Annotated in this window: 15 protein-coding genes; all 15 read right to left on the reverse strand. The window is 71.0% G+C overall.

Annotated features, from left to right (window positions below):
• Positions 1-19: 19 nt before the first annotated feature.
• Entirely contained in the window at positions 20-1,045 is a 1,026-nt protein-coding gene (locus DRV85_RS09895) for a xanthine dehydrogenase family protein molybdopterin-binding subunit (RefSeq protein WP_113289297.1), read from the reverse strand.
• Positions 1,045-2,760 (reverse strand): xanthine dehydrogenase family protein molybdopterin-binding subunit, encoded by a 1,716-nt coding sequence (locus DRV85_RS09900; protein WP_199525895.1) that lies wholly within the window; start codon positions 2,758-2,760, stop codon positions 1,045-1,047. Before DRV85_RS09900 ends, DRV85_RS09895 begins: the two co-directional genes overlap by 1 nt.
• The gene (locus DRV85_RS09905; protein ID WP_113289298.1) at positions 2,757-3,233 is read right to left on the reverse strand and encodes a (2Fe-2S)-binding protein; all 477 of its coding nucleotides are present in this window, start codon (positions 3,231-3,233) and stop codon (positions 2,757-2,759) included. Before DRV85_RS09905 ends, DRV85_RS09900 begins: the two co-directional genes overlap by 4 nt.
• Positions 3,233-4,033, reverse strand: coding sequence for an FAD binding domain-containing protein (locus DRV85_RS09910; protein ID WP_113289299.1), 801 nt, complete (start codon positions 4,031-4,033; stop codon positions 3,233-3,235). Before DRV85_RS09910 ends, DRV85_RS09905 begins: the two co-directional genes overlap by 1 nt.
• Positions 4,030-4,476: an SRPBCC family protein gene (locus DRV85_RS09915; RefSeq protein WP_113289300.1), complete on the reverse strand. Its 447-nt coding sequence runs from the start codon at positions 4,474-4,476 to the stop codon at positions 4,030-4,032. Before DRV85_RS09915 ends, DRV85_RS09910 begins: the two co-directional genes overlap by 4 nt.
• A 3-nt stretch (positions 4,477-4,479) precedes the next feature.
• Positions 4,480-4,917 (reverse strand): SRPBCC family protein, encoded by a 438-nt coding sequence (locus DRV85_RS09920; protein ID WP_113289301.1) that lies wholly within the window; start codon positions 4,915-4,917, stop codon positions 4,480-4,482.
• The gene (locus DRV85_RS09925) at positions 4,918-7,911 is read right to left on the reverse strand and encodes a flotillin family protein (RefSeq protein ID WP_113289302.1); all 2,994 of its coding nucleotides are present in this window, start codon (positions 7,909-7,911) and stop codon (positions 4,918-4,920) included.
• 26 nt (positions 7,912-7,937) lie between these two features.
• Entirely contained in the window at positions 7,938-8,765 is an 828-nt protein-coding gene (locus DRV85_RS09930; protein WP_113289303.1) for a phosphoenolpyruvate hydrolase family protein, read from the reverse strand.
• Positions 8,762-10,963, reverse strand: a complete 2,202-nt coding sequence (locus DRV85_RS09935) for an ABC transporter permease (protein WP_113289304.1) — start codon at positions 10,961-10,963, stop codon at positions 8,762-8,764. Before DRV85_RS09935 ends, DRV85_RS09930 begins: the two co-directional genes overlap by 4 nt.
• On the reverse strand, positions 10,956-11,762 hold the full coding sequence (locus DRV85_RS09940) for an ABC transporter ATP-binding protein (protein ID WP_113289305.1): 807 nt from the start codon (positions 11,760-11,762) through the stop codon (positions 10,956-10,958). Before DRV85_RS09940 ends, DRV85_RS09935 begins: the two co-directional genes overlap by 8 nt.
• Positions 11,759-12,808, reverse strand: a complete 1,050-nt coding sequence (locus DRV85_RS09945) for a branched-chain amino acid ABC transporter permease (protein ID WP_113289306.1) — start codon at positions 12,806-12,808, stop codon at positions 11,759-11,761. Before DRV85_RS09945 ends, DRV85_RS09940 begins: the two co-directional genes overlap by 4 nt.
• Positions 12,809-13,822: a branched-chain amino acid ABC transporter permease gene (locus DRV85_RS09950; protein ID WP_113289307.1), complete on the reverse strand. Its 1,014-nt coding sequence runs from the start codon at positions 13,820-13,822 to the stop codon at positions 12,809-12,811. It lies immediately after the preceding gene.
• A 145-nt stretch (positions 13,823-13,967) separates the two neighbouring features.
• Positions 13,968-14,798, reverse strand: a complete 831-nt coding sequence (locus DRV85_RS09955; RefSeq protein ID WP_113289308.1) for a helix-turn-helix domain-containing protein — start codon at positions 14,796-14,798, stop codon at positions 13,968-13,970.
• 163 nt (positions 14,799-14,961) lie between these two features.
• Positions 14,962-16,011 carry an iron-containing alcohol dehydrogenase gene (locus tag DRV85_RS09960; protein ID WP_113289309.1) on the reverse strand — a complete coding sequence of 350 codons (1,050 nt, stop codon included), beginning with the start codon at positions 16,009-16,011 and terminating at the stop codon, positions 14,962-14,964.
• 152 nt (positions 16,012-16,163) lie between these two features.
• On the reverse strand, positions 16,164-17,432 hold the full coding sequence (locus tag DRV85_RS09965) for an ABC transporter substrate-binding protein (protein WP_113289310.1): 1,269 nt from the start codon (positions 17,430-17,432) through the stop codon (positions 16,164-16,166).
• Positions 17,433-17,580: the final 148 nt, after the last annotated feature.

The raw sequence follows: 17,580 nt of genomic DNA on the forward strand, positions 1-17,580 counted from the left end.
TGTATGGAGCGGCGGACCGTCATCCCAGCGCGCGCCGCGGCTTCGCGCCGCCCTGCGCCCGCAGCCCGCGCAGCACCTTCTCGGGCGTCACGGGCAGCTCGTCGATGCGCAGGCCCACGGCGTCGTAGACCGCATTCACCACCGCCGGCAGGACGGGGTTGGCGCACATCTCGCCCGGTCCCTTGCCGCCGTAGGGGCCATCCTCTGCCGGGCGCTCCAGCACACTGATGTGATGGGGGGCAAGGTCGCCCGGACCGGGCAGCGTGTAGGCGTTGAAGTCCACGGGGCCATGCGCACGGTCTGGATAGTAGGGCTCCGTCGTCTCCCAGGCGGCGTGGCTCATGCCCATCCAGGCGCCGCCGCGCAGCTGCTGCTCCACCAGCCGGGGGTTGAGCGCGCGGCCGACCTCGTAGGCCGACTGCATGTCGGTGACCGCGACCTCTCCGGTCTCGTCGTCGCCCTCCACCTCGACCAGCATCGCGGCATGGGCGAAGGTGGTCACCGGGCTCATCTCGCCCGTGTCGGGGTCCACCTCGGAAAGCGGGATCAGGAAGATGCCGCGCCCGGCGATGGTGCGCCCCTGCCGGAACTGCGCGGCCTGCGCCGCCGCCATGGTGGTGATCGAGCGCGAGGGCGCGCCGCGGACGTGGATGTTGCCCTGCCCGTCGGTCACGAGGTCGGCGGCGTCCACCTCCAGCTCCTCGGCCGCGGCCTCCAGCATCACCTGCCGCGCCTCCTCGGCCGCGCGGATCACCGCGTTGCCCATCCGGTGCGTGCCGCGGCTGGCGAAGCTGCCCATGTCGTGCGGGCCGGTGTCGCTGTCGGCGGTGTCGACGTAGACGTCCTCCAGCGGCACGCCCAGCGTCTCGGCCGCGACCTGCCGGGTGACGGACTTCATCCCCTGGCCGAGGTCGATGGCCGAAAGTGCCACGGTGAACTTGCCGTCCGGGTTGGAATGCACCAGCGCCTGGGACGGGTCGCCGCCGAGGTTCATGCCGATGGGATAGTTGATTGCCGCGAAGCCGCGGCCACGGTGCAGGGCCATCAGCGCCTCCTGAAACCGGAGAGGGACGAGAAGCGCAGCGCGCCCTTGCGCGCGGTGCCCTGGGGGGCGGCGCGCTGCGGCTCTTGCGCGCGCTGTCCGCCGTGGGGCTCTGCCGGTGCGGGCGGCGCTGCGGCCGCGGGTGCCGGTTGCGCGGCGGCGGGGCGCTGGGCCGGTGCAGTGGCCGGGCGCGGCGGGGCAGGGGGCGCGCCGGGCGGCGGCTGGGTGGGGCCGCCCTTGGTCGCGTAGCTGGTGGCGCGGTAGCCCTCGACGCGGCCGTTCTCGTCCGTCGCGGTGTGCGCGGGCAACTGGCCGCGCTCCCCGCCGCCGCCCTCGCGCGACGAGGCCGCGCGCGCCTCGGCCGAGATCGCGATACCCGCCTTCTCCGCCACCACCTGGCAGCACTCGATGAAGGCGCAGTTCTTGGCGACCCGCCGGTGCGCCTTCATGTCGCCGTCGCGGTAGGCGTTCAGGATCCGCAGCTCGACCGGGTTCATGCCGACGGTCTCGGCCACCTTGTCCATATGCGCCTCGATGGCGAAATCGACGCCGGTGATGCCGAAGCCGCGCATCGCGGTCGCGGGTGTGCGGTTGGTGTAGATGCAATAGACGTCGGCCGAGACGTTGGGGATTGTGTAGGGGCCGGGCAGATGCCCCACCGCCTTGATGATCGCGTAGGACGACAGCCGCGTGTAGGCGCCGGCGTCGAAGTAGCCGGTGAACTTGCGCGCCACGATCCTGCCGTCAGCCATGACGCCGTCGGTCACATACCACCGCTCCGCGCCGCGCGGCGCGCCCACCTGCATCTCCTCCTCGCGGTCCCAGGCGTATTTCACAGGCCGCCCGGTGAGCATCGCGCCCAGGATGGCGAGCGGCTCGTGCACCGAATCCACCTTGCCGCCGAAGCCGCCGCCCACCGTGCCGCCGACGAAGTGCAGCCGCGACGACGGCATCGACAGCACCTTGGCCGCCGTGCCCAGCGAGAAGAACAGCGCCTGCGTGGAGGTGTAGCAGACGTAGCGGTCGTTCTGCTCGGGCGCGGCGATGGCGCCGCAGGTCTCGATCGGCGCCTGTTCGATGGGCGACATCTGATAGCGCCCCTCGACCACGTGGTCGGCCCGGGCGAGGGCTGCGTCCACGTCGCCGTAGCGCAGCTTCTGGTGGTCGTACTTGCCGTGATAGACGAACCTGTTGCCGGGATAGATGTCGAGCACGACCGGAGCGCCCGGCGCGATGGCCTCTTCGGGGTCGAGGACATGCGGCAGCACCTCCCAGTCGACGCGCACCGCCTCCGCCCCGGCGCGCGCCTGCGCCTCGGTCTCGGCAATCACGGCGGCGACGGGCTCGCCCCTGTAGCGCACCTTTTCGTCGGAGAGGATCGGCTCGTCGTCGAGCCCGAAGTCCAGGAGCGACAGCAGCGTGTTCAGGTTCACCGGCACGTCCCGGCCCGTGAGCACGCGTACCACGCCTGGCATCCGCTCGGCCGCGGAGGTGTCGATCCGGCGGATGCGCGCGGCGTGGTGGGGCGAGCGCGCGCATCGCAGGTGCAGCAGCCCGTCGAAGAGATGATCGTCGAAGAAGGGCGAGCGCCCGGTGACGTGGCCAAGGATGTCCTGCCGGCGCTCGGGCTTGCCGATCACGTTCAGGTCGTCGTCGCGCTCGTCCGCGAAGAGGTCCTTGCGGAACTCGATCATGCCGCCCTGGGTCATGTCCTTCATGCCCGCGCCCTCCCTTCGGCGACCGACAGGATGGCCGCGATGATCGGCTCGTAGCCCGTACAGCGGCAGAGATTGCCGGAGATCGCCTCGACCACCTCCTCGCGCGTGGGCCGCGGGTTGGCGTCGAGCAGCGCCCGGGCCGAGACCAGCATCCCCGGCGTGCAGTAGCCGCATTGCGCGGCGAAATGGTCCATGAAGGCCTCCTGGAGCGGGTCGAGCGTGCCGCTCGTTGCAAGCCCCGCAGCGGTGCCGATCTCGGCGCCCTCGACCGTCTCGGCGAGCACCAGGCAGGCCAGCTGCGTGCGGCCGTTCACGGTGACCGTGCAGGCGCCGCAGGTGCCCTGTCCGCAGCCGTATTTCGGCGTCAGGTCGCCCACGCCCCGGCGCAGGAATTCCAGCAGGTTCTGCCCCTCTTCCGCGAAGGCGGCGCGCGGGCTGCCGTTGAGCGTGAAGTTGACCGGTCGCCTCGCCATCAGCCGCGCTCCATCCGTTGCAGAAGCCGCGAGAGGTGCACGCCCGCCACCTCGCGGCGATACCAGGCGGTGGCCAGCGCGTCGGTCGGTGGATCCAGCCCGTCGGCCGCCTGGTCTGCCGCGCGGGCGATGGTCGCGGCGTCGAGCGTCTGGCCCTCCAGCGCGCGCTCGGCGCCTGCGGCGCGCAGGGGCGTCGGCCCCATCGCGCCGAAGGCCACGCGCGCGCCGCGGATGCGCCCGCCCTCGCGCGGCAGGAGCGCCGCGATCGACAGGATCGAGACGCCCTTGGGCTTGACCCGGCTGACCTTGAGAAACCCGAAGGCGCGGGGGTCGCGCGGGCGGGGCACCTCGACCGAGGCCACGAGCCCGCCCCTTTCGCGGTCGCGCAGCACCTCCTCCACCGGGCGCGGGCTGCCGCCGCCGGCGAAATGCACCCGCGCGCCCAGCGCCAGCAGCGCCATGGCGAAGTCGCCGTAAGGGTGCGCGGCGAAGAGATTGCCCGCTACGGTCGCCATGTTGCGCACCTGCGGCCCGCCGATCACGCGGGCGACCGGATGCAGGAAGTCGAGCTCACGCGCGGCCAGCACGTCGGCCATCGTGACGCCCGCGCCCAGCGACGCCGCATCGCCCGAGGCCCGGATCTCGGCCAGTCCCGGGTCGGTCACGCGCAGCACCCGCGCCGGCGCGCGGCCGGCGTTGACCTCCCGCATCACCAGCGTTCCGCCGCCCAGGTAGACGGCATCGCTGCCCAGCGCGCGGGCGGCATCGGCGAGCGTGCCGTAGGTCTCGACCGTGGTCATGCGTCCTCCAGTCCCATGTGGGCGCGGATCGCGTCGAACCCGCCCTGGTAGATGTTCTCGGCCACCATGTCGTGCAGTTCGCGCGCGCGGCCCGCCGGCGTGTCGAAGCGGCTTTCCCAGTGCCAGAAGGTCATGTCGCCGTCCGTCACCGGCGCGAGCCGGACGTGGGCGACGTAGTTCAGCAGCGGCACGGGCGTGTCGAGCAGGCAGTAGGAAAAGGCGAAGTCCGCGTCCGACAGCGTCAGCAGCAGCTCGCGCAGTTCCGAGCCGTCCTCGAGATGAAAGCGCCGGACACAGCCGATACGGTCCGAGGGCTGGCCGCGCTCGATCGTGCTGTCGGCCACGGCCGGGTGCCAGACATCGTGCCCGTTGAAGTCGCGCAGCACGTCCCAGACCGCCTCGATCGGCGCGTTGAGGACCGTGCTCTTGACGACATGCACCATGGCTCACCCCGTCATCTGCCGCTTGAGCGCGGAGAAGCCGGCCTGGAACACGTCGTTGCCGATGCCGGTGACGAGCCCCTCCGCCTCTTCCTCGGCGCAGTCGAACTCGGCCGTCCATTCGGCGAAGGTCCGGTCGCCGTCGGTCACCGGCGTCAGGCGCAGCGTGGCGACGTAGTCGGTCAGCGGCATGGGGCTTTCGAGGATCGAGTAGGTGCAGAACATGTCGTAGTCCGACAGGCCCAGCAGCTTTTCGCGGATGCGGTCGCCGTTCTGCAGGTGAAAATCGCGCACGCAGCCCACCCGGTCCGAGGGTTCGCCGTTCTCGATCCGGCTGTCGCGGATCGCCGGGTGCCAGCGGGCGAGCCCGTTGAAGTCGCGGATGCGCTCCCAGACCCGCGCGGCGGGGGCGTCGATCACGGAGGATATGTAGACGCGCGGCATCTACTTGCGCCCCCGCCCCGAGCCGCCGCGCGACCGGCTGCCGGAGGAGCCGCCCGATCCGCCCGAGCCACCGGACCCCCCACCGGCTCGGCCTCCCGATTCACCCGATTCACCCGATCCGCCCGAGCTGCCTTCTGACGCGCCGCCGCTGCCGCCCTCGGCGCCGGTTCCGCCGCTTCCCCCGCCGGATTTCGCCACCGCGTCGGAGATGCGCTGCATGTCCGAGGCCTCGCGGATCAGGCCGCCCTGCCTGGCGAGCCCGCCGCCCTCGATCCCGATGTCGGACAGCAGCGAGTCGATCAGCGGGGCCTGCACGCGGTAGCGCAGGGCCGAGTTGATGACCTCGTCGGTCGGGCTGCCGTCGCGCCCGCCGGAGCCGCCGGTCACGCCGTCAAGCTGCATGATCCGGATGTCCTGGATCTTTTCCAGCGGCTTGACGGAGGCCGAGACGATGCCCTCGACATGCTCCAGCAGCTTGCGGCGGAAGAGCGAGGCGCGCGCCGGATCGGTGAGCACGTTCTCGGCCTCGTTGATGAGGCGCTGCGCCTCGGCCTCGACCGTAGCGCGCAGCTTGTCCGCCTCGGCGATGTGGCGCGCCTCCTCGGCCGCCTTCTCCGCCAGCGTGACGTCGATCGACTTCTTGCGGTTGGCGGCCTCCGTCTCGCGCACCGTCGTGACCTTTTCCTCGGCCTCGACCGCGCGGGCGCGCGCGGCGTCGGCCTCGGCCCGCGCGGCGCTCTCCTCCAGCGACTTCTGGTAGAGGGCGATCGCCTTCTCCATCTGCGCCGCCTCGACGTCGCGCTCGCGCGTCACCTCCAGCTTGCGCCGCACCGTCTCGTGGTCGATCCGGATCTCGTCGAGTCCGCGTTCCGAGGCAACACGGGCGCGCTCGATCTCTTCCTGGCTGGCGATCTCGGCCTCGCGCAGGGCCTGCACGCGCGCGATCTCGAGCTGCTCGAGCGCGCGGCGGCGCTCCAGGCGGGCGGCCTCGATGGCGCGCTCGCGCTCGACCTCGGCAGCCTCGATCCGCTGCTTCGCGGCGACCTCGGCGGCGCCCACGCTGGCCTCGGCCTCGGCGCGCCTGGCCTTGGTGTCGGCAAGCTTGACGACGCGTTCCTCATCGGCGGCCTCGACGGCGCGGCGGCGCTCGATCTCGGTGATCTCGCGCGTCTTCTGACTGGCGATCCGCTCCTGTTCGAGGGCGAGTTCGGTGGCCACGCGCGCCTTTTCGGTCGCCTCGCGGCGGCCGATCTCGGCTTCTTCGAGCTCGCGTTCCTTCTCGATCTCCTGCGCGCGCGTCTGCTGCTCGGCGGCGATGCGCTCGGCGTCGAGTGCGCGCTTCTGCGCGATGCGGGCCTGCTCCACCGCCTCGTCGGCGGCGACGCGCGCCTCGTCCACCGAGCGGTCACGCGCGATCTCGCGCGCGCGCGTCTCCTCGTCCGCCTCGATCCTTGTGGTCGCGATCTGCTTCTCGCGCGCGATGCGGGCGGCCTCGACCGACTCCTGCGCGGCGATCTCGGCGGCCTCGACCGCCTTCTGCCGCTCGATCTCGAGCTCGCGGATGCGCCTGTCCTCGGCGATGCGCGCCTCGCTGATCTGCGCATCCTGCAGGATGCGCATGCGCTCCACCGCCTCCTTGGCGGCGATCTCGGCCTCGTCGAGGGCCTTCTGGCGGGCGATCTCGCGCTGGCGAATATCCTCCTCGCCCTTGATGCGGGTCTGCGCGAGCGCGAGGTCCTGGGCCATGCGGCGCTTCTCGTTGGCCTCGTTGGCGGTGATCTCGGCCTCGCGGATCGTGCGCTGACGCTCGATCTCCTTGGCCTGCGTCTCGCGCTCCTTCTCGATCCGGGCTTCCTCCAGCGCCCGCTCCTGGTCGAGCCTGGCGCGCTCGGTGGCCTCGCGGGCCTCGATCTCGGCCTCGTCCAGCGCCTTCTGACGGGCGATCTCCTGTGCGCGGGTTTCCTGTTCGTAGCGGATGCTGGCCTCGCGGATCTTGCGCTCCTGCAGGGCGCGGGCGGTCTCGGTGGCCTCGCGCGCGGCGATCTCCTCGGCGTCGAGCTCCTTCTGGCGGGCGATCTCGCGGGCGCGGACCTCGCGCTCGGAGGCGATGCGCGCCTTCTCGATCGCCTCGCGGGCGCTGATCTGGGCGCTTTCGGCTTCTGTCTCGCGCTCGGCGCGCTCGCGGGCGAGCTCGGCGCGCTGCTGGGCGCGGCGGGTCTCGACGTCGCGCTCCTGCGCCAGCCGCGCCTCCTCGCTTTCGCGCTCGATGTCGAGCGACAGCTTCTCGGCTTCGAGGTTGCGGGCGCGGATCTTGATCATCGAGTCCTGCTCGATGTCGTTGCGAAGCTTGCGCCGCTCCTCGATGTCGCGGATCAGGACGGTCAGACCCTCGGCGTCAAAGCGGTTCGACGGGTTGAAATACTCCAGCGCGGTCTGGTCGATGTTCATGATCGCGACGCTCTCGAGCTCGAGTCCGTTCTTCTCCAAATCCTCCTGCGCCACCTCGCGGACCCGGGCGACATAGGCGCCGCGGTTCTCGTGCATCTCGCCCATCGTCATCTCGGCGGCGACGGCGCGCATGGCGCTTTCGAACTTCCCGGCGAGCAGGCCGTGCAGGTTCTGCGCCTCCAGCGTGCGGCGCCCCAGCGTCGAGGCGGCCATCGAGACCGCGCGCTTGTCGGGGCGGACGCGAATGTAGAACTCGGCCTCCACGTCCACGCGCATCCGGTCCTTGGTGATCAGCGCCTCTTCGCGCGCGCGCTCCACCGCGAGGGGCAGGGTGTTCATGTTGACCGGCGTGATGTCGTGCACGATCGGCCAGACGAAGGCGCCGCCGTCGATCACCACCTTCTCGCCCAGGAAGCCGGTGCGGACGAAGGCGATCTCCTTCGTCGAGCGCCGGTAGAGCCACTGCATCACCCAGTAGACGATGGCGATGACGACCACCGCCACGATGAGCCAGAGTATGAGCTGCCCGATGAGCTGGCCGGTCATGGTTCCTCCCTCTCCGCGACGCGCCGTCAGCGGCGCTTGATGGCCTTGAAGGCCCTTGTCTGTTCGGTCATCGCCACCTCGGTCGGCAGCCGCTCCATCGAGGAGGCGCCGTAGAAGCCGTGGCAGTTCTGCGTGTTCTTCAGGACGTATTCGGCGTCCTCGGGCATCGCGACCGGGCCGCCGTGGACGAGGATGATGGCGTCGCGCTTCACCTTCAGCGCGGCCTCGGCCCAGGTGTCGACGAGTGCCGGGCAGTCGCCCAGCGCAAGCGCCGTCCCGGCCCCGATCGCGCCGCCGGTGGTCAGGCCCAGGTGACAGACGATGATGTCGGCGCCCGCCTCGGCCATCGCCGCTGCGCTGTCCTCGTCGAAGACGTATGGCGTGGTCAGCAGGCCCTTTTCCCCGGCGGTGCGGATCATGTCGACCTCGAGCCCGTAGCCCATGCCCGTCTCTTCGAGGTTGGCGCGAAAGATGCCGTCGATCAGACCGACGGTGGGAAAGTTCTGCACCCCGGCGAAGCCGATGCGCTTCAGCTCGTCCAGGAAGAGGTCCATCCGGCGGAAGGGATCGGTCGCGCAGACGCCGGCAAGGACGGGGGTGTGCTTCACCACCGGCAGCACCTCGGCGGCCATCTCGACCACGATGGCGTTGGCGTCGCCGTAGGGCATGAGGCCCGCGAGGCTGCCGCGCCCGGCCATGCGGTAGCGGCCGGAGTTGTAGATCACGATCAGGTCGATGCCGCCGGCTTCCTCGCATTTGGCCGACAGGCCGGTGCCCGCGCCGCCGCCCACGATGGGCTCGCCGCGCGCCACCATGTCGCGGAACCGGGAGAGGAGGGCGTCGCGGTCGGTCATCGGCGGGCCTGCTTCTTTTTCTGGGGCGCGCCGCCGTGCAGCTCGCGGAAGGCGGCGACCACGGCGGCGGCGAATTCGGGATCGTTGATGTTATGCGGCAGGCGGATCAGCCGCCGGGTCGAGGACTGCCGCACCGTGTCCTCGAGCGCGGTGAAGAGCGCATGTCGCGCCTTCGGGTCGTCGAAGGGCTGGCCGGGCGCGTCGAGCGCGGACACCCCGCCCTCGGGCAGGAAGAAGCGCACCGGCGCTTCCATCTCGTTCAGCCGCCCGCCGATCCAGCGTCCCATCGCGGTGTTCTCTTCCGCCGTGGTGCGCATCAGCGTCACCTGCGGGTTGTGCTCGTAGAAGAGCCGGTCGCGGTATTTCTCCGGCACCGAGGGCGGCGCGCCGAAGTTCACCATGTCGAGCGCGCCGACCGAGCCGACATAGGGCATCCGCCGCCGGATCATCGCGCCGAAGCGGTCCTCGGTGGCGGCGAAGACGCCGCCCATCATCATGTCGCAGACCTCGGTCGTGGTCAGGTCGATGACCCCGGCAACCTTGCCCGAGTCCACCAGCTTCTCCATCGACTGGCCGCCGATGCCGGTGGCGTGGAAGACGAGGCAGTCGTAATCGTCGTCGAGCGCGGCGGCGACCTGCTGCACCGCGCGCGTGGTCACGCCGAACATCGTGAGCCCGATGGCGGGCTTGGCCGCGGCACGGGGCCGGGCGGACCGCCGCGCGGTGACCATGCCCACCATGGCGTGGGCCGCGTTGGCCAGCACCTCCTCGGTGATCGCGTTCAGCCCCTGCACGTCGGCCACCGAGTGCATCATGGTGATGTCCGAGGGGCCGATGTATTGCGACACCTCGCCCGAGGCGACGGTGGAGACGATCAACTTGGGCACGCCCACGGGCAGGGTGCGCATCGCGGGCGCGACCATCGCGGTGCCGCCCGAGCCGCCCGCGGACAACACGCCGGCCACCCCCTCCTGCCGCTGCATCCAGCGCGCGAAGGCCTCGGTCATGCCGGCGACGGACCGGCCGCGGTCGCCGGTGAAGACGCCGGACGCGCCGCGCGGGTGGAAGGCCGCGATCTGATGCGCGGGGATCTCGGCGCCCGAATGGTGGCCCGAGGTCGACAGATCGGCCATCCGCACCGGCAGGCCCGCCGCGCGGATCAGGTCGCGCATGTAGCGCAGTTCCGCCCCCTTGGTGTCGAGCGTGCCGGCGATCACCACCACTTCTGCCCCCGGGGCGGCGAGCGGGCGGATCTCGGCCTGCGTGCCGCCGGACGCGGCGCTGCCCGTGGTCACGACCCGCGCCGCCCGCTCGATCGAGGCGACCGAGGCGGGCTTCGACCAGCGGGTCGGCACCTTCGGGTTGGAGAGATAGATCTTCACCGGCTGCGGGCCCGAGGGGCGCTCCGCGTCGCCATCGCCCTCTGCCGCTGCGCGCGCCGGCGCCTCGGGCGTGTCGTCGTGCGCGTGCCGGCCGACGCCCAGAAGCCGCTGCTGCAGGTCGCGGTCGGCGGCCAGTTCGGCGGCGGGCACCATCCGGTTGATCCGCCCGTTGACCATGATCGCCACGCGGTCGGCCACCGCGCAGGCCACGCCGATGTTCTGTTCGATCACCAGAACCTCGATGTCGCCCTCGTCGGCCAGCCGGAGCAGCATCTCCTCGACCTGGTCGACGATCACGGGGGCGAGGCCCTCGGTCGGCTCGTCCATCACCAGCAGACGCGGATTGGCCAGCAGCGCGCGCGAGATCGCCAGCATCTGCTGCTCGCCGCCCGAGAGCTGGCCGCCGCCGTTGCGCCGCCGCTCGGCGAGGCGGGGGAAGGTGGAATAGATCCGCTCGACCGTCCAGGCGCCCTCGCGCCCCGCCATCATCTTGAGGTGCTCGTCCACCGTGAGCGAGCGCCACAGGCGCCGGCCCTGCGGCACGTAGCCGATGCCCATGCGGGCGATCTCGTCGGGGTTCCGGCCCACCAGCGCCTGCCCGGCGAAGGAGATCGTGCCCGAGGCGACCGGCACCAGCCCCAGGATCGCCTTGCAGAGCGTGGTCTTGCCCATGCCGTTGCGACCGACCACCGACAGCACGCCGCCGTCGAGCCGCAGGTCCACCCCCTGCAGCGCGTGCGAGGCGCCGTAGTAGACGTTGAGCCCCCGCACCTCCAGCGCGGGCGCCGCGGCGGCCCTTGCGCCCCGCTTACTCATCGCCGCCTCCGAGGTAGAGCTCCTGCACCTCGGGGTCGTTCTCGATCTCTTCCGGCGTGCCCTCCTTGAAGATGCGCCCGTTGTGCATCATCGACACGCGCTCGGCCACGCGCAGCGCCACGTCCATGTCGTGCTCGATGATGATGTAGCCGATGTGTTCGGGCAGCCCGTTGAGGATCGCCACCAGCTCCGCCCGTTCGGTGGGCGAGAGGCCCGCCGCCGGCTCGTCGAAGAGCACCACGCGCGGCGCGCCGGCGAGCGCCAGCGCGATCTCGAGCTGGCGTTGCTGCCCGTAGCTGAGGTTCGCGACGGCCGTGTCGCGCGAGGCGGTCAGATGCACCGCCTCGATCAGTTCGTCGGCCCGCGCGACCAGCGTGTCGCCCCGCCGCGGCCGCAGGAACGAGAACCGCCCGCGCGAGACGCCCCGGCAGGCGAGATAGACGTTGTCGGCCACCGTCAGCCCGTTGAAGAGCAGGCTGATCTGGTAGGTGCGACGCAGCCCCCGGCGGATGCGCTCGTAGGCCGGGAAACGCGTCACGTCCTCGCCGAAGAGCCGGATCGTGCCGGTCGTCGGCAGGAAATCCCCCGTGATGCAGTTGAAGAGCGTGGTCTTGCCCGCGCCGTTCGACCCCAGCACCGCGCGCCGCTCGCCCGAGCGCACGGTCAGCGTGACATCCTCGATCGCGGCGAGCGCGCCGAACATCTTGCCCACGCCGCGCAGCTCCAGCGCATTGCCGGTGCTGACCGCACCCAGCCGTTCGGCCGCGTTGCCGGCGGCGAAACTCTCCGCCGCGCTCATGCGCCGCCCCCTTTGAGCGGGTCGCTCATCCGGGCGCGGCGGGCCTGCCAGCGTTCCCACAGCCCCAGCACGCCGTCGGGCGAGAAGAAGACCACGGCGAGAAAGCCAAGCCCGATCAGCAGGTTGAACCGTTCGCCCGAGAGGCCGAAGGCGGTCAGCAGGTCAGGGGAGAAGGTGCTGAGCACCACGTAGATCAGCGCGCCGATGAAGGGGCCGATGGGCCGCCCGATGCCGCCCACCACCGCGATCACGAGGATGTCGATCACCGCCGGGATGCCGGCGGTGCCGGGCGCGATCTGCGCGTTCTGCCAGACCAGGAGGATGCCGCCGATGGCGGCGATCACGCTGGCGAAGGTATAGGCCGCGACGCGGTGGGCCGTGACGTTGAAGCCCAGCGCCGCCATGCGCCGCGGATTGTCGCGCACCCCCTGCAGCGCCAGCCCGAAGGGCGCGCGCGAGACATAGACCACCGCCGCATAGCAGATCGCCGCGCAGCCCAGCGTCAGGTAGTAGAAGGGCACCGCCTGTCGCCAGTCCACCCCGAAAAGCTGCGGTGGGACGACAAGGTTGAAGCCGGAATAGCCGTTGAAGATCGTGTAGTTCTGCCGCGTGAAGTAGAAGAAGGCCGAGGCGATCGCGAGGGTGATCATGATCGTGTAGATGCCCGCGGTCCGCACCGCGAGCGCGCCCACGATGGTGCCGAAGAGCGCGGCGACGCCGATGGCGATGGGGATGTAGAGCCACCACGGCAGCCCCATCGAGATCTCGGCGACGCCGGAGGCGCCGAAGATCGCCACCATGTAGCCCGCCATTGCGGCCACCGACATCTGGATCAGGCTGACCATCCCGCCGTAGCCCGCCAGAAACATCAGCGAGAGCGCGATTATGCCAAGGATGAAGGTCCAGCCCATCACCTGGAACAGGATGAAGTCGCCCGCCCAGGCCGGCATCGTCAGCAGGATCAGCCCAAGCGCCCACCACACGGGCGGGATCCGCTCGACCCACATCGGCTGCACGCCGGCGCGGCGGTCCTCCACCACCGCCATCTAGCGCGCCTCGCCCAGGAGGCCCTGCGGGCGGAAGGCGAGCACCGCGGCCATGATGAGGAAGGTGAAGACCACCGAGTAGGTGGGCGCGTAGACGAGGCCCATCTGCTCTGACAGCCCGATGGCCAGCGCGCCGATCGCGGCGCCGGGGATCGAGCCCATGCCGCCCACGATCACCACCACAAGGCTGGCGAGCAGGAACCGCGTGTCCTCGCCGGGCGAGAGCGACTGGAAGGTGCCGCCGACGATTCCGGCCATGCCGGCGAGCCCGGCGCCGAAGGCGAAGACCGCCAGGAAGACATACTGGATGCGCACGCCCGAGGCCGACAGCATCTCGCGGTCGTCGACGCCCGCGCGCACCAGCATCCCCAGCCGCGTGCGGTTGAGCACCAGCCACATCGCCACGCCGATGACGATAGCGGCGGCCAGGATCGCCATGCGCACCGCCGGGTAGCGCAGGTAGATCGCCTCGCCGCTGTCGCGCACGTCCGAGATGATGGGCAGCGTGACGGGCCCGAAGAGCCAGTCGGGCGCGAAGATCGTGTAGGACTGGCCGCCCCAGATCCACAGCATGATGTCGGCCAGCACCACCGATAGGCCGATCGTCACCATCGTCTGGCGCAACTCCTCGCCTTCCATCCGGCGGAAGACCTGATGCTGCAGGACGATCCCCAGGAGGCCGACGAGGAGGAAGACGACGGGAAAGGCCAGCAGCCAGGATCCGGTGCGCTCCGACACCTCGAAGCCCAGGTAGCCGCCCAGCAGGTAGAGCGAGCCATGCGCCAGATTGACGTTGCGCATCAGGCCGAAGATCAGCGTGAACCCCGAGGCGACGAGGAAATAGAGCGCGCCAAGCGTTATGCCGCCGAAGAGCGCGTTGAGGAAGATACGCTTGGCGCCGAGCACGGATTCGAGGCCTTCGGACCACGGCGCGAAGATCAGCCATGCCAGCACGGCCGCGGCGAGCGCGATGAGGAGCGACCAGACCGGGTGGCGCCGCGCGAAGCCCTGCATTCCTCTCCCTTTCCGTCCCCGCGCCGCCGGCCTGGGCGCGACCGGGCGGCGGGGTGGAGCCTATCGCGCGCGCCCTCGCGCGCAGATACCCGAGGGTCTGATCCTTGTGCCGCCGGTCGGGAAACTTCGGCCCGCGCAGAGGGTCTCAGGCGACGTGCACGCTGCGCCGGTAGGCCGAGGGCGGGACTACCCCGTTGCCGATGAAGAAGCGCGAAAAGCTGGCCTGGCTGGAAAAGCCCAGGTCGAAGCCGATGTCCGACACCGCCTCCCCCGACTGCGCGAGCCGGTCGATGGCGCGCTCCATCCGCAGGGCGTTGAGATAGAGGTTGGGGGTAAGGCCCACCTGGGTGCGGAAGAGCTTGTAGAAATGCGGGCGCGACAGCCCGACCTCGCGTGCGACGGCGTCGAGCTCCACGATTTCGCCCACCCGTTCGCGCAACAGCTTCATCGCCTTGCGCACGCGGAAGTCGCGGCGCGGCGGCTCCGGCCCGACGAAGGCCGAGCCCCGGTCCGTCCACTGCCAGGACTGGTCGAAGGCCGCCTGGCTGAGCGCGCAGAGCCGGTCTTCGAGCAACAGATCTTCCCGGTCGGGGTCCAGCATCGCCTGCACGGTGCCCACGACGAGCCGCGCAAGGTGGTCCGTCGCCTCGATGCCCGGACGCCCGAAGCAGAGCGAGGCGGTGGCGCAGCGCGCCGCCTCGAGAAACCACGCCGGGCGGATGTAGAGCACCAGCGCGAGCGTCGGCGCGGTCATGTGCAGGGGCTTGTAGTAGTGGGCGTGCCACGGGCTGATCGCCACCGCCTGTCCGGGCGAGAGCGGCCAGGCCCTGTCGCCCACGACCATCTGCGCGGGCGGGCCCTGCACATGGAACACGAGGTGGCCTTCGCGGTGCCCGTGCGGCACCATCTGGCGATCCATCGAATACAGGCAGACACGCCCGAAGTGCCCGTGAAACACGGCCAGAGAATCACTCATGTCTCCTCCCAGGTGCTACAGTTGGTTTTTGTTATCGTTGTGTTTTTTCTGACCGGCGCGCCGGCGGCGCCGAGCCGGGCCTGTCAGGCTTTCTTGACGTGATGCTACCCTCGGTCTCGGCGGCGGCCAAATCCTTCGTCGCGCGCGTTCATGCGGCAGCCGCTCAAAGCGCCTCTGACATGATCCGCTCGTAGTCCCGCGACGTTGCGTGGCGCGGGTTTGTCCGGTTCGCGGGATCGGCGGCGGCGCGGCGCGCGGCCTCCGCCAGGGCCGGCGCGGCGATCCCCGCCTCGGAAAGGCGCAGCGGCAGGCCGATCCGCTCGGCCAGATCGGTAAGCACCTCGGCCACGTCGCAGCGGGCCGGCACGTCGAGCATCCGCGCGAGATCGGCGAAGCGATGCGACACCGCCGGTGCGTTGAAAGCGAGCATGCCGCGCAGCAGCGCCGCGTGGAGCGTGCCGTGCGGGGCCGGCGCGGCCGCCTCGAGCCCGCGCGCGGCCGCCTCGATCCCGCCGCAGCCCTTCTGCGACGCAAGGCCCGCGTTCAGCGCCGCGGCGAGCAGCTCGCGCCGCGCGGCGAGATTGCGGCCGTCGGTCACTGCCGCCTCGATGCTGCGCACCGCGCGGCGCAGCCCGTCGAGGGCGATGCCGTCGGCAGGCGGGTTGTAGGTCGTGCCGAGGTAGCTTTCCAGGCAGTGCACCAAGGCGTCCATGCCAGCGGCCGCGGTGGAGGCCGGGCCGGCCTCGACCGTCAGCGTGGCGTCGCACAGGATCGCGGCAGGCGTGACCGGCTGGCGCCGGCCCCCGGTCGCGCCAAGCTCGGCCCCGAGCGGCCCCAGGCCCACGCTGCCTGCGCCGGTCGGCACGGCGATGACCGGCAGCCCGTCCCGCCCGATCAGGCGCGCGATGTCGAGGGGACGCACGCCACCCACCGCGACGAGCCCGTCGCAGCCCTCTTCGGCGAGGCGCCCTTCGGCGGCGCGCCTGTCGCCCTCGGCGGCCTCGGCGCCCGCGCCGGTGGTGACGAGCAGGACCGGCTCGGCCGCCAGCGGCAGCGCGTCGCTCACGCGATCGAGCGCCTCGCCCAAGGCCGCTTCAGGATCGGTCAGCAGAAGCGGACGCCGGATGCGGCGACGCCGCACTTCTTCGGCCAGCGCGTCCTCGAGAACGCGGTCGGCGAAGTGGATTCGGGTCAGGTAGGTGATGAGCGACATCTTCGGGCATCCCCGGTCAGGGGCCTCGGATGCCGGGCCTCCGCCCGACGCGGCCGGTGCGCGAAACGGTGCGTCCGGGGGGGGGGCGGGCCGGCGAGGGACCGGCCCGCCCCCGTGTCGGGTGCCGCGCCGCCGGCGGCGCGGCCGCGCGCTCAGCCCTCGTTGCCGCCGAGCGCGTTGCAGTCGGGCGTGGTGCGCGAGGGCAGGCCCATCGCGGTGAACGCCTCGACCGTCATGCCGAGCGTCTGGTTGACGTCGTCCTGGCGCGCCTTGAACTCGTTCTTGAGGCCGCCTTCGCCGTCCTCGACCACTTCGTTGATGAAGACCGAGCCGGTGGCCTGCCGGTTCTCGTTCAGCGTCACGGTGCCAAGCGGCGTCTCGAGCGGCATGGTGGCCAGCGCCTCCTGGAAGGCAGCCTGCCCGTCGGAGAGGTCGCCGTCGACTTCGTTCAGCGCCTGGATCGCCGCCAGCGTGGCGACGTAGTAGCCGACGCCGAAGAGCGACGGCGAGGGGAAGCGCTCGTCCTCCGGGAAGGCGTCACGATAGGCGGCGACATAGTCCTGCCAGGCCGGGTCGGGGTTGTCCTCGGCCAGCGGGCCGGAGGTCGGCGTGCCGATCAGCGCCTCCTTGGCGCGCCCCCGCGAGGTCAGCACCGTCTGATCGGCCATGATCGTGCCGCCGATCAAGTTGGTGTCGGCGCCGGCCTGGGCGTACTGGTTGAGGAAGTTGATCGCGTCGGTGCCGCCGACGCCCAGATAGATCGCGTCGATGTCGGTGGGCATCGCCGCGATCACGCCGCCAAAGTCGGACGAGCCGAGCGGCACCCAGAAGCGTTCGACGATCGTGCCGCCCGCGCGGCAGAAGTCGACCGCGAAGCCGAGGAAGTTCGTGTAGCCGAAGGAATAGTCGGCCGCGACCGTGGCGACGCGATCCCATCCCTTTTCCTCGACCACATAGGTGCCGAGGCCTGCGCCCCACTGCGCGCCGTCGAGGTTGAAGCGGAAGAAGTTCTCGGCGGGATCGACCCAGGTCGTCTCGAGCGCGCCGGAGATCCCGTTGATCACCGTGTGATCGGGAATCGTCTTGGCGAAATCGCGCATCGCGATGCCTTCGGAGCCGGAGAGCGGACCGATGATGATGTCGACCTCGTCCTGCTCGATCAGCTTGCGCGCCTGGCGCACGGTGGTGTCGGGCGTCGTGTCGGTGGGCGCCACGACGGTCTCGATCTCGCGCCCGCCCGCGGAGCCGCCGGCCTGTTCGATGGCAAGCTCGACGTTGCGCACGCCGTCTGCGCCGCCCTCGGCGAAGGCGCCCTCGAGCGCGACGAGTATTCCGATTCGGACCGGATCGTCCTGCGCCATGGCGCCGGACGGCAGCCCGAGCGCCAATGCCGAAATCGAGGCGATAAGTGCCTTTCTCATGGGTCTCCTCCCGTGTCAGTCGCAGGCCGAAGCGTCCTTGTCCATTGCCGTCCCGCCGCCTGCACTTCCGGACAATGGCAATCGGGTCAGGCTAGGCGCTCGGGCGCGCGGCCACGATTGCCCCCTGCCTTGCGCCATATCCGCCTGT

It is taken from the genome of Rhodosalinus halophilus, assembly GCF_003298775.1.
Classification (GTDB): Bacteria; Pseudomonadota; Alphaproteobacteria; order Rhodobacterales; family Rhodobacteraceae; genus Rhodosalinus; species Rhodosalinus halophilus.

Coding starts and splice junctions, on each gene's coding strand:
- DRV85_RS09925 (WP_113289302.1), bottom strand. CDS start 7,911: ATGACCGGCCAGCTCATCGGGCAGCTCATACTCTGGCTCATCGTGGCG.
- DRV85_RS09920 (WP_113289301.1), bottom strand. CDS start 4,917: ATGCCGCGCGTCTACATATCCTCCGTGATCGACGCCCCCGCCGCGCGG.
- DRV85_RS09905 (WP_113289298.1), bottom strand. CDS start 3,233: ATGGCGAGGCGACCGGTCAACTTCACGCTCAACGGCAGCCCGCGCGCC.
- DRV85_RS09960 (WP_113289309.1), bottom strand. CDS start 16,011: ATGTCGCTCATCACCTACCTGACCCGAATCCACTTCGCCGACCGCGTT.
- DRV85_RS09965 (WP_113289310.1), bottom strand. CDS start 17,432: ATGAGAAAGGCACTTATCGCCTCGATTTCGGCATTGGCGCTCGGGCTG.
- DRV85_RS09930 (WP_113289303.1), bottom strand. CDS start 8,765: ATGACCGACCGCGACGCCCTCCTCTCCCGGTTCCGCGACATGGTGGCG.
- DRV85_RS09935 (WP_113289304.1), bottom strand. CDS start 10,963: ATGAGTAAGCGGGGCGCAAGGGCCGCCGCGGCGCCCGCGCTGGAGGTG.
- DRV85_RS09955 (WP_113289308.1), bottom strand. CDS start 14,798: ATGAGTGATTCTCTGGCCGTGTTTCACGGGCACTTCGGGCGTGTCTGC.
- DRV85_RS09915 (WP_113289300.1), bottom strand. CDS start 4,476: ATGGTGCATGTCGTCAAGAGCACGGTCCTCAACGCGCCGATCGAGGCG.
- DRV85_RS09910 (WP_113289299.1), bottom strand. CDS start 4,033: ATGACCACGGTCGAGACCTACGGCACGCTCGCCGATGCCGCCCGCGCG.
- DRV85_RS09945 (WP_113289306.1), bottom strand. CDS start 12,808: ATGGCGGTGGTGGAGGACCGCCGCGCCGGCGTGCAGCCGATGTGGGTC.
- DRV85_RS09895 (WP_113289297.1), bottom strand. CDS start 1,045: ATGGCCCTGCACCGTGGCCGCGGCTTCGCGGCAATCAACTATCCCATC.
- DRV85_RS09900 (WP_199525895.1), bottom strand. CDS start 2,760: ATGAAGGACATGACCCAGGGCGGCATGATCGAGTTCCGCAAGGACCTC.
- DRV85_RS09950 (WP_113289307.1), bottom strand. CDS start 13,822: ATGCAGGGCTTCGCGCGGCGCCACCCGGTCTGGTCGCTCCTCATCGCG.
- DRV85_RS09940 (WP_113289305.1), bottom strand. CDS start 11,762: ATGAGCGCGGCGGAGAGTTTCGCCGCCGGCAACGCGGCCGAACGGCTG.